Here is an 11,545-nt window from a genome sequence, read left to right as displayed (position 1 = left end):
GTGTTCATAATTTAGACCAAGCGGAGAGGGTGGTATGGGCAATATATTTAACAGGCCGGTGATTGGCGTAGTCATGTGTAGGAACAGGGTGCACGGGCACCTAACGCAAACCTTGCAAGAAAAGTACCTAAATGCCGTATTGAATGCAGGTGGACTTCCGGTGGCCCTGCCACATGCGCTGTCTGAACCTGAGCTATTAGAATCGCTTCTCCCCCATCTGGACGGCATTATGCTGCCGGGCAGCCCAAGCAATGTGCAGCCGCACCTATATGGTGAAAACGGCGATGAGCCTGACGCCGATCCAGGGCGTGATAGTTTGAGTATGGCGCTGATTAGCCTCGCACTCGAAAGGCGCATTCCCCTTTTCGCCATCTGCCGAGGGTTACAGGAAATGGTGGTGGCAACCGGTGGCACGCTGTATCGCCGCCTGTATGAACAGCCGGAGTTACTGGAGCATCGCGAAGATCCAGAACTTCCGCTGGAGCAACAATATGCCCCCTCTCATGAAGTACTGGTACAGGCAGGGGGTTTGCTTTCTCAATTAGTACCGGGTTGCAACAAGTTCTGGGTTAACTCATTGCATGGTCAAGGCGCCAAAACGCTGGGGCCACGTCTACGCATCGAAGCTAAGGCATCCGATGGCTTAGTGGAAGCGGTTAGCGTCCACGATCACCCATTCGCCTTGGGCGTGCAGTGGCATCCTGAATGGAATAGCGATGAATACGCCCTATCCCGCTTGTTGTTTGAAGGTTTTATCACCGCTTGTCAGAACGCCAGTGCTGAAAAAAACAGCCAGCCTGATAAGAACTATCAATAAGGAAATATGCATATGAGCGATGTCAGCTTGGCGCCAGGAAAACGCCTGTCACATATCCGTCAACAATTGGGATTGTCACAGCGCAGGGCAGCTGAACTGTCTGGATTAACGCACAGTGCTATTAGCACCATCGAACAAGATAAAGTCAGCCCAGCCATTAGCACCTTGCAAAAACTGCTCAAGGTCTATGGGTTGTCACTGTCGGAGTTTTTTGCCGAACAGGAAAAGCCAGATGAACCACAGGTTGTGATTAACGCCGAGGACTTGATTGAAATTGGCAGCCAAGGGGTTTCCATGAAGCTCATTCACAACGGCAACCCTAACCGCACGCTAGCCATGATGATCGAAACTTATGAGCCAGGCACCACAACCGGTGAGCGCATAAAACATCAGGGTGAAGAGATAGGCACCCTGCTGGAAGGGGAAGTGATGCTGACGGTCAATGGCCAGATTTATCACCTTGAAGCCGGACAAAGTTATGCCATTAACACCGGCATTCCACATAGCTTCAGCAATACGTCGGCGCGTATATGTCGAATTATCAGCGCCCATACACCCACAACATTCTGACGCCTATGTCGAGATATAGATAAAACCCAACGCCGTTGGCATTGCCCTGCAATGCCATGTCGAAGGGAATTAAGGGGAACGCATGGACTTTCACGATTTGCAGTACTGGCAGCAACGGGCTCGCGCCCTAGAGATTGAGAACCGACTGTTTATTAATGGCCGTTATCAGCAGGCCGCCGATGGCGCACAGTTTGCCGTGGAAGATCCGGCGGGTCAGCGTGAGCTGGTTCGCGTCGCTCAGGGATATGAGCACGATGTGAATCAGGCCGTTAGCGCAGCGCGTGAAGTCTTTGAGCGGGGGGATTGGTCGCGCTCCCCACCGGCAAAACGCAAAGCTACGCTAATGAAGCTGGCTGATTTAATGGAACAGCATCACGAGGAGCTGGCGCTGCTGGAAACACTGGATACCGGCAAGCCTATTCGCCATAGCCTACGTGATGATATTCCCGGAGCTATCCGCTCTCTGCGTTGGTATGCCGAAGCCATTGACAAAGTGTATGGCGAAATTGCGCCAACGGCTCAAGATGCCCTTGCGTTAATTGAACGTGAGCCCGTTGGCGTTGTGGCCGCCATCGTGCCTTGGAACTTCCCTCTCCTGCTAGCCTGCTGGAAACTCGGGCCAGCCTTAGCCGCGGGTAACAGCGTTATTTTAAAACCGTCGGAAAAATCACCGTTAACCGCTCTACGTGTCGCTGGTTTAGCCAAAGAAGCTGGGTTACCCGACGGCGTATTGAGCGTGATTTCAGGTTTTGGCCAAGGCGCAGGACAAGCTCTCTCTCGCCACCCGGACGTCGACGTACTGACATTTACCGGATCCACGCGCACTGCCAAACAGTTGTTGAAAGACGCCGGTGACTCCAATATGAAACGCGTTTGGCTCGAAGCCGGCGGCAAAAGCGCCAACATTATTTTTGCCGACTGCCCCGATCTGCAAAAAGCAGCGGCTAATGCGGCGGCGGGTATTTTCTACAATCAAGGCCAAGTGTGTATCGCAGGCACGCGTTTATTGGTGGAAGAAAGTATCAAAGACGAGTTTCTCAGTATTCTGCGCGAACAGGCTCAGGCCTTCAGACCGGGTAACCCACTCGATCCTGAAACCGTGATGGGCACGCTTATCGATGCCGATCATTGCGAAAAAGTGAATGAATATATCGCTGCAGGGCTTGCTGAAGGTGCGAACCTGTATCTGGATGGCCGCGATCACCCACAAGGTGAACATGGCAGCTATCTCGGTCCCACTATTTTTACCGACGTTCACAATTCAATGCGCATTGCACGTGAAGAAATTTTTGGCCCGGTACTCGCCGTTACGACCTTCACCACCGAACAACAAGCGCTCACGCTGGCAAACGACAGTGATTATGGCTTAGGCGCAGCCATCTGGACCCGCGATCTCTCTAAAGCCCATCGCATGTCGCGCCGCCTGAAAGCGGGCTCAGTATTCGTCAACAACTACAACGATGGCGATATGACCGTACCGTTTGGTGGTTATAAGCAGAGCGGTAACGGGCGCGATAAGTCACTGCACGCCCTAGAAAAATTCACCGAATTGAAAACTATCTGGATCTCGCTGGAGTAAACATCATGACTGAACATGTAAATAGCTACTATGCCGCCAGCGCGAATCCACACGCGCCTTACCCACAGCTGACCGAATCCGTTCAATGCGACGTGTGTATCGTCGGCGGTGGTTATACCGGCCTTTCTTCCGCACTGCACCTAGTTGAAGCGGGATATGACGTCGTTTTGCTAGAATCAGCGCGCATTGGCTTTGGCGCCAGCGGACGTAACGGTGGTCAGTTGGTCAACTCCTACAGCCGCGATATTGACGTGATTGAACAACGCTACGGGATGGACACCGCAAAAATGCTGGGCAGTATGATGTTTGAAGGCGCTGAAATTATTCGCCAGCGCATCAAACGTTACGCCATCGACTGTGATTACAAACCCGGCGGCATTTTCGTTGCGCTCAATAACAAGCAATACCACACGCTCATCGAACAAAAAGCCCATTGGGAACGCTATGGCAATACTCAGCTTGAACTTTTAGATTCAGACCGCGTGCGTGAAGAGATCGCCTCCGATCGCTACGTTGGAGGATTATTAGATCACAGCGGTGGTCACATTCATCCTCTCAATTTAGCACTCGGCGAGGCTGAAGCGATCCGCATGCAAGGTGGGCGGATCTTCGAGCAATCTCCGGTTGTTAAAATTAAGCATGGCACACCTGCCACGGTTGTGACTGAAAAAGGTCAAGTGCAGGCGAAATACGTTATCGTCGCGGGGAATGCCTATCTGGGAAATAAAGTCGAACCGGAATTAGCGCGCCGCAGCATGCCGTGTGGTACTCAAATTGTAACAACGGAGCCTCTACAAGCCGACGTGGCTGCCTCATTAATTCCGAAAGACTACTGCGTTGAAGATTGTAATTATCTTTTAGACTACTACCGTGTAACCGGCGATAACCGTTTGCTGTATGGCGGCGGCGTAGTTTACGGTGCTCGTGACCCAGACGATATTGATAATCTCATCGTGCCAAAATTGCTGAAAACTTTCCCACAATTGAAAGGCGTGAAAATTGATTATCGCTGGACTGGCAATTTCTTGCTGACCCTATCACGCATGCCACAGTTTGGTCGGTTGGAGAATAATATTTACTACATGCAAGGCTATAGCGGGCATGGCGTTACCTGTACTCATCTAGCCGGGAAACTGATTTCAGAAGTGCTGCGTGGCGACGCCGAACGTTTTGATGCCTTTGCTAAACTTCCTCATCTTCCTTTCTTTGGTGGACGAAATTTACAAATTCCATTCACCGCTATCGGTGCCGCCTATTATACAATCCGCGATCGGTTAGGCGTGTAATTACGCCATTACCCACCGAAATACAAGAGTCTATAAGACTCTTGTATTTTTCCATTAAACTTACTTTTATCGCCATTAATTATGCTACCAAAAGTAAGGAATAACTTTTCAGAGTTTTCCATTTGTATTCATTTCATTTGATTTTTAAACACTATTATTACCGGCTAGTATCAGCGATACGAAATTAATGAAAATAGCGCTGGTATTTAGGCGCTTAAAAAAACAAAATATAAAGCTGCATTTATATATTTAAAAGAGAGGAATATTATGCAGCTAATATATAATTATGATGAATATTACAAATGGGTCATTAGCTCTTTCCTATATGACCTCGACGCCAATTCAGATCCTTTAGTCGATGAAAGTGAGCTATTTGATTTTGCTAAAAAATCACAGCCAGAAAGCTACCCATGCCTGGTTTATATCGCGGTGAACAGTCCATTAGAGCCCTTTCCTTCCATCAAATTTATCTATACAAAACAGCTCCACGCATGGTCTGAACAAGCCAGACTCGTTGCCGAGCACCCATAAGCCACATAGTGAACAATGGTAATGGATTGCCATTGAATCTTTTACAAACATTTATTTTTCACTTCAGTATTTTCTTTACGATTTCTGGTTTGTAGCAGTCATTGATCGCTAAACGAGTCATAAATTATAAATAACTTATTGAATTTATTGTTTAGACTAGCCGACTCCGTTTTTTCTAATACACTCAGTAGCTATCGTTCGCCCCTTTACCATGCGTAAACTGCACCTAATAAGATGTCAATATATGAGGCTGAAAGGATTCCCACCACTAATTACCCTGCTATTAATTTCATCGCTCATATTAACTATAGGGCGCGCCATTACGCTGCCTTTTATTACCATCTATATGACTGAGCATTTTCATCTTGAACCTGAGAGCGTGGGGTTAGTCTTAGGTGTCAGTCTTGCTCTTGGTATTGTCGCCAGCTTTTACGGTGGTTATCTGGTTGATAAATTCGATAAACACCGTTTGATGATTATCAGCATTGCCCTATTTGCTTTGACGTTTTGTATTATGCCATGGCTTAACGACGTGCTCTGGATGGTGCCCGTATTGGCGCTACTGCACGCCGCTTATTCTATTTTCAGCATTGCCATTAAAGCCTGCTTTGCCGAATGGTTGCCGGTGAGTGAACGCATTCGCGGCTTTTCTATGAATTACACCTTGGTCAATGTTGGCTGGGCCGTTGGTCCAGCGCTCGGCGTTTTCGCAGCGTCATTCTATCCTATGCTGCCGTTTTTCCTCTCTGGCCTACTGGCCTTTCTCGTTGGACTCACCCTGTGGCTACGCTTAGACGGTTACGGGCTTCCGCCGACGAACGGCGGTGCGGTGTTTACCGAACAGCGGCTCAGTTTTCGAGCCACCTTTAAAGTCTTAAGCCACGACCGGCGGCTGATCTTTTTCACCCTTGGCAGCACCATGGGTGCAGTGGTTGCAGGGCAGTTTACTGGCTACTTGTCCCAGTATCTCATTACCGTCAGCAATGCGCAGTTTGCTTATCAAGTGATTGGTTCGGTAATGACGGTGAACGCAACCGTCGTCATCGGCTTACAGTATTTGCTCAGCCGCAAAATGAATAAAGAAAATCTGTTGCGCTGGCTAATGTTTGGCACGCTCTTTTTCTGTCTTGGGCTCATTGGGTTTGCGTTGGCTGAGCGTTCCATTCCTATTTGGATGGTCGCCATGGCGATCTTCACCCTCGGTGAAGTGATTGTGATCCCGGTTGAATACTTGTTTATCGATTTTATTGCGCCACCTCACTTGAAAGGCAGCTATTATGGGGTACAAAACTTAGGCAATTTAGGCGGCGCGGTAAACCCTATACTGTGTGGCTTTTTGCTGTCTTTCGCGCCACCGACTATGCTTTTCTACGTACTGGCAGTGATATCACTTTTTGGTCTAGCATTTTTCTGGTACGGCTATAGACTGTCGGGCGCATCCAACCATGCTTCCGAAGATCTCATCTGATACGGGCTTCTGACTGAAAACCTTCACAAACGGCATATTTGCGATAACTTGTTTTCATGATGTGATCGGTAGCACATTCCTGATTTTAATTGTATGATGAATGCGTTTTCTTTCTTAGGTATTCACTGATGTCAAAAGCATTTTCAGTTTGCTGGCAGTATTTGAGAGCTTTCATATTAATTTACCTGTGCTTATTTGCAGGGAATGCCATCTCAACGCTGCTACCAATCACAATTCCAGGCAGCATTATTGGCATGCTGATCCTATTTGCCCTGCTGGCGTCACAAATCATGCCGGCAAAATGGGTGAAGCCCGGTTGTAATATCTTAATCCGCTACATGGCGCTGTTGTTTGTCCCTATCGGCGTTGGCGTGATGCAGTACTACGACGTTCTGACCAAGCAGTTTGGGCCTATCGTCGTATCGTGCCTAGTGAGTACTTTGATTATTATGGTTGTCGTTGCTTATAGCTCTCATATGGTGCATCGCGAACGCATCATCGGTGAGGCTACCGACGGCAGCGAGGAGAAAAAATAATGGCTTATATTTGGTGGTCCTTACCACTCACACTATTAGTCTTTTTTGGGGCGCGACGTATTGCCCAAAAGCTAAATATGCCGTTATTGAATCCGTTGCTCGTATCAATGGTAATTATTATTCCATTGCTATTACTGCTCAAAATTCCTTACGAGCATTACTTTGCTGGCAGTTCAACGCTCAACAGTTTGCTGCAACCCGCCGTGGTCGCATTAGCATTTCCACTGTATGAGCAGATCCACCAGATCCGCGCACGCTGGAAATCCATTATCACTATCTGCTTTATCGGTAGCGCCACAGCCATGATTTCAGGTACCGCAATTGCTCTGTGGATGGGCGCTTCGCCAGAAATCGCTGCTTCAGTGATGCCGAAATCAGTGACCACGCCAATTGCGATGGCCGTGTCACAGTCGATTGGTGGCATCCCAGCAATCAGTGCGGTATGCGTTATTTTCGTTGGGATCCTGGGGGCTGTATTTGGCCATACCCTATTGAACTTGATGAAAATTAGCACCAAGGCCTCGCGTGGTTTGGCGATGGGTACCGCTTCGCATGCCCTTGGGACCGCACGCTGCGCCGAGATGGATTTTCAGGAAGGCGCATTCAGCTCGCTGGCACTGGTTATCTGCGGGATTATTACTTCATTGTTAGCGCCATTCCTTTTCCCTGTGATGCTGCATTTATTTAGCTAAGATCACTTCCTATCCCTCCCCTAAATGGGGAGGTTCATGAAGCGGCAGCAAGAAACAGAAATCACAAAAACCCGCGATACATCTCACACTTCTTTCATTTGTTACATTAATTACATCAAAATAGTGATAATAATCACATAATAAAGCCAATCGGTTGCCTAGAATACTCTCCCGTAACTAACTAAGAGGCTCCCCCATGCACGCACGATACGACGCGGCATTCAGCCAACTGCCAGCCGCTTTGCAGGCGGCGCTCTCACCGATTATCAATCATGCTGATTTCCAAGCGGTTATCACCGCTTCTCAAGTCGAGGTTCTGAAACAAGCTACCGGCATGAGCGACAGCGAATTAGCATTTGCCCTGCTCCCTATGGCCGCCACCTGCTCACTGGCAGCAATCTCCAATTTTTACGTCGGTGCCGTTGCACGCGGCGTTAGCGGCAACCTGTATTTCGGTGCCAATATGGAGTTTCTGGGCGCGCCAATGCAGCAAACTATTCACGCAGAACAGTGTGCGGTAACGCACGCATGGTTGCGCGGCGAAAAAGCCCTCGCCTCCATCACGGTTAACTACACGCCTTGTGGTCACTGCCGCCAGTTTATGAATGAACTCAATAGCGGAACCAAGCTGGCCATCAACCTGCCAGGTCGTCAGGCCGCCACGCTGGGTGATTACCTGCCGGATGCTTTTGGCCCACGCGATCTTGAAATCAAAACGCTGTTGATGGATGAAGAGAACCATAACCTCAGCTTAGCGAATGCAGATGAACTGACTTTAGCAGCATTAGATGCAGCCAACCGCAGCCATGCGCCTTATAGCCATGCCTATAGCGGCGTTGCCTTGGAAGCCGATGATGGCACCGTTTATAGCGGACGTTATGCTGAAAATGCGGCATTCAACCCAAGCTTACCGCCGTTGCAGGCCGCACTGATTCTGATGAACGTTTCAGGAAAAGATGTGCTGCGTACACGCCGCGCGGTATTGGTTGAAACAGAAGACGCCGTGTTCTCCCAGTGGGATGCAACCCAAGCAACGCTTCATGCATTAGGCTGCACTCAAGTAGAACAGGTTCAGATTTAAGCTACTTTAACGCAGGGTCATTCGGCCCTGCGTTTCCGTTCGTTCCTCGCCAAATCCTGTAAAAAAGTGTTACTTAGCTCGCACTTTCCCTGCTAAATGTCATCTTTCTATAACAAGCATTGAACAACTTATTAGTATCTCTTAGGATCGCTGGGATGACGTATTAAAATCTCTGATAATCTGATCACTATACCCAAATAATTCGAATTGCATTGATGCGTTCAGTGAGCACAGCCAACAAAAATGCAGCTTGAAATATGATGGGTATACCGCCCGACATAAAGAGTGCTATTCATGGAACTGGAATACGAAAGTAAACGCCCGTTGTACATCCCCTACGCAGGCCCGATCCTGCTGGAATTCCCCCTGCTGAACAAAGGCAGCGCCTTTAGCGAAGAAGAACGCAGCAACTTCAACCTGCATGGCCTGTTACCTGAAGCCGTCGAAACGATTGAAGAACAGACCGAGCGCGCCTATCGCCAGTATCTCGATTTCAAAACTGATAACGATAAACATATCTACCTACGTAATATCCAAGACACCAACGAAACCCTATTCTATCGCATGCTTGATGCCCATCTGAGTGAAATGATGCCGATCATTTACACCCCGACGGTGGGCGAAGCCTGTGAACATTTCTCTGATATTTACCGTCGCGCGCGTGGCCTGTTCATCTCCTATCCGAACCGCGACCGCATCGACGACATGTTGCAAAACGCCACCAAACAAAACGTGAAAGTTATCGTCGTAACCGACGGTGAACGTATCCTTGGGCTAGGCGATCAAGGCATCGGCGGCATGGGGATCCCTATCGGTAAACTGTCACTGTACACCGCGTGCGGCGGCATCAGCCCTGCTTATACGCTGCCGGTTGTGTTAGATGTCGGCACCAACAATCCACAGCGCTTAAACGATCCGCTGTATATGGGATGGCGTCACCCACGTATTTCCGGTGACGAGTATTATGCCTTTGTTGACGAATTCATTCAGGCGGTGAAGCGCCGCTGGCCAAATGTGCTATTGCAATTCGAAGACTTCGCGCAGAAAAACGCCACCCCACTGCTCAACCGTTATCGTGACGAACTGTGCTGTTTCAACGATGATATTCAAGGCACTGCGGCCGTCACGCTGGGTAGTCTGATTGCTGCCAGCCGTGCTGCCGGTAGCCAGCTGCGCGATCAAACCATTACGTTCTTAGGGGCAGGCTCTGCTGGTTGTGGTATCGCCGAGCAAATTATTGCCCAGATGAAATCCGAAGGCTTGAGCGATGAAGAGGCACGCCAACGCGTCTTTATGGTCGATCGCTTTGGCTTGCTCACAGACAAACTGCCAAACCTGTTAGAGTTCCAAAGTAAGCTGGTGCAAAAAAGTGCATCGTTGTCGAACTGGAAAGTAGAAAGCGATGCCATTTCACTGTTGGAAGTGGTGCGTAACGCTAAGCCTACCGTTCTCATCGGCGTTTCGGGTCAGCCTGGCTTATTTACCGAAGAAATCATTCGCGAAATGCACAGCCACTGCGCGCGCCCTATCGTTATGCCGCTGTCGAACCCAACGTCACGCGTTGAAGCACGTCCAGAAGATATTATTAACTGGACCGATGGCGCGGCGCTGGTCGCTACCGGCAGCCCGTTCGGGCCGGTAAGCTATAAAGATCAGGTCTTCCCAATCGCGCAATGTAATAACTCCTACATCTTCCCTGGTATTGGGCTCGGTGTTCTGGCCTCAGGGGCAAAGCGCGTCACAGACGGCATGCTCATGGCCGCCAGCCGCGCCTTAGCAGATTGCTCACCGCTGGCACAGCAAGGTACTGGAGCACTGCTACCCGATATTAAAGATATCCAGCAGGTATCGCGCTCCATTGCGTTCCAAGTGGCCAAAGAAGCACAGCTACAAGGCGTGGCCGTATTAACCTCTGATGAAGCGTTATTACAAGCGATCGATAATAACTTCTGGCAGCCTCAGTATCGTATCTACAAGCGAACTTCATTCTAAGCTTCGTGAAAGTCGCTGAGTAAAATACAACCAGAATCCTCCCCCAAGCGTGGCGTAACAACCACGCTTTATTTTTAATAACGCGCCCTCATCGTCTAAAAAATCATCAAGTTAGGAAAATCATACTCAGATTGCTTGCGTCGCCTTAGCGGGTAAAGTAGCCTCGTAGGCATAAGTACATCCAGACATAAATCTAACCGACACAGCAGGCACCATCATGTGGAGACGACTGATATACGGTATTTTAACCGTCGCTATTTTACTGGCGGTGACTGCTATTGGTCTAGATCGCTGGATTAGCTGGAAAACTGCGCCGTATATTTACGAAGATGTGCAGGATTTACCGCATCGTCAGGTGGGTGTGGTTTTAGGTACGGCCAAATATGTCAGTACTGGGACCATCAATCAGTATTACCGTTATCGCATCCAAGGCGCGCTTAACGCTTACAACAGCAACAAAGTGAATTACTTATTGTTGAGCGGCGACAACGCGCTCCAGAGCTACAATGAGCCGGTAACGATGCGCCGTGACCTCATCAATGCCGGTGTGCCTAACGGCGATATTGTGCTCGACTATGCAGGATTCAGAACGCTGGATTCCATTGTTCGCACCCGCAGAGTATTCGATACCAACGACTTCACCATCATTACTCAACGTTTCCACTGTGAGCGTGCTCTGTTTATTGCGCTTCACATGGGTATACAGGCGCAATGCCTGGCGGTACCGTCGCCAAAAAATATGATGATGATAAGAGTAAGGGAAATTGGCGCACGCCTAGGGGCGTTAACCGATCTCTATATACTTAAGCGTGAACCTCGTTTTCTGGGCCCGATGATCCCCATTCCGGCAGTGCATAAAGTTCCAGCCGATGCACAAAGCTATCCAGCGGTATCTCCAGAGCAATTGCAAGAACTTGAGCAGGTTTTAAAACAAGAAAAAGCCGCTGAAAAACCAGCGGCTAAATAGATATTATCTCGCGGCTAGCCTAAGCG

At 49.1% G+C, this 11,545-nt stretch carries 11 protein-coding genes; all 11 read left to right on the top strand.

Going from position 1 to position 11,545, the window contains the following annotated elements; all coding sequences use genetic code 11:
- The first annotated feature begins 34 nt into the window (after window positions 1-34).
- Entirely contained in the window at window positions 35-817 is a 783-nt protein-coding gene (gene puuD / locus BN1044_RS14010) for a gamma-glutamyl-gamma-aminobutyrate hydrolase (RefSeq protein WP_072309227.1), read from the top strand.
- Between the two features lie 12 nt (window positions 818-829).
- Window positions 830-1,387 carry an HTH-type transcriptional regulator PuuR gene (puuR, locus tag BN1044_RS14005; protein ID WP_025800824.1) on the top strand — a complete coding sequence of 186 codons (558 nt, stop codon included), beginning with the start codon at window positions 830-832 and terminating at the stop codon, window positions 1,385-1,387.
- Window positions 1,388-1,469: 82 nt separating this feature from the next.
- On the top strand, window positions 1,470-2,966 hold the full coding sequence (gene puuC / locus BN1044_RS14000; RefSeq protein WP_072309226.1) for an aldehyde dehydrogenase PuuC: 1,497 nt from the start codon (window positions 1,470-1,472) through the stop codon (window positions 2,964-2,966).
- A gap of 5 nt (window positions 2,967-2,971) precedes the next feature.
- The gene (locus BN1044_RS13995; protein WP_072309225.1) at window positions 2,972-4,252 is read left to right on the top strand and encodes an NAD(P)/FAD-dependent oxidoreductase; all 1,281 of its coding nucleotides are present in this window, start codon (window positions 2,972-2,974) and stop codon (window positions 4,250-4,252) included.
- A gap of 267 nt (window positions 4,253-4,519) precedes the next feature.
- Window positions 4,520-4,783: a hypothetical protein gene (locus BN1044_RS13990; protein WP_072309224.1), complete on the top strand. Its 264-nt coding sequence runs from the start codon at window positions 4,520-4,522 to the stop codon at window positions 4,781-4,783.
- A 250-nt stretch (window positions 4,784-5,033) separates the two neighbouring features.
- Window positions 5,034-6,251 carry an MFS transporter gene (locus tag BN1044_RS13985; protein WP_072309325.1) on the top strand — a complete coding sequence of 406 codons (1,218 nt, stop codon included), beginning with the start codon at window positions 5,034-5,036 and terminating at the stop codon, window positions 6,249-6,251.
- 128 nt (window positions 6,252-6,379) lie between these two features.
- Window positions 6,380-6,787: a CidA/LrgA family protein gene (locus tag BN1044_RS13980; RefSeq protein ID WP_072309223.1), complete on the top strand. Its 408-nt coding sequence runs from the start codon at window positions 6,380-6,382 to the stop codon at window positions 6,785-6,787.
- Complete coding sequence (locus tag BN1044_RS13975; protein WP_072309222.1) at window positions 6,787-7,479, top strand: CidB/LrgB family autolysis modulator; 693 nt, start codon at window positions 6,787-6,789, stop codon at window positions 7,477-7,479. The genes BN1044_RS13980 and BN1044_RS13975 overlap by 1 nt, the downstream gene beginning before the upstream one ends.
- A 196-nt stretch (window positions 7,480-7,675) precedes the next feature.
- Complete coding sequence (cdd, locus tag BN1044_RS13970; RefSeq protein ID WP_072309221.1) at window positions 7,676-8,560, top strand: cytidine deaminase; 885 nt, start codon at window positions 7,676-7,678, stop codon at window positions 8,558-8,560.
- Window positions 8,561-8,854: 294 nt separating this feature from the next.
- Complete coding sequence (locus BN1044_RS13965) at window positions 8,855-10,552, top strand: NAD-dependent malic enzyme (protein ID WP_072309220.1); 1,698 nt, start codon at window positions 8,855-8,857, stop codon at window positions 10,550-10,552.
- A 217-nt stretch (window positions 10,553-10,769) separates the two neighbouring features.
- On the top strand, window positions 10,770-11,519 hold the full coding sequence (sanA, locus tag BN1044_RS13960) for an outer membrane permeability protein SanA (RefSeq protein WP_072309219.1): 750 nt from the start codon (window positions 10,770-10,772) through the stop codon (window positions 11,517-11,519).
- The last annotated feature ends 26 nt before the right edge of the window (window positions 11,520-11,545 follow it).

The sequence above is a fragment of the Hafnia alvei genome, assembly GCF_900095695.1.
GTDB classification, from domain to species: Bacteria; Pseudomonadota; Gammaproteobacteria; order Enterobacterales; family Enterobacteriaceae; genus Hafnia; species Hafnia alvei_B.
Note: the sequence above shows the minus strand (reverse complement) of the source record. Positions and strands in the feature narration are given on the sequence as shown.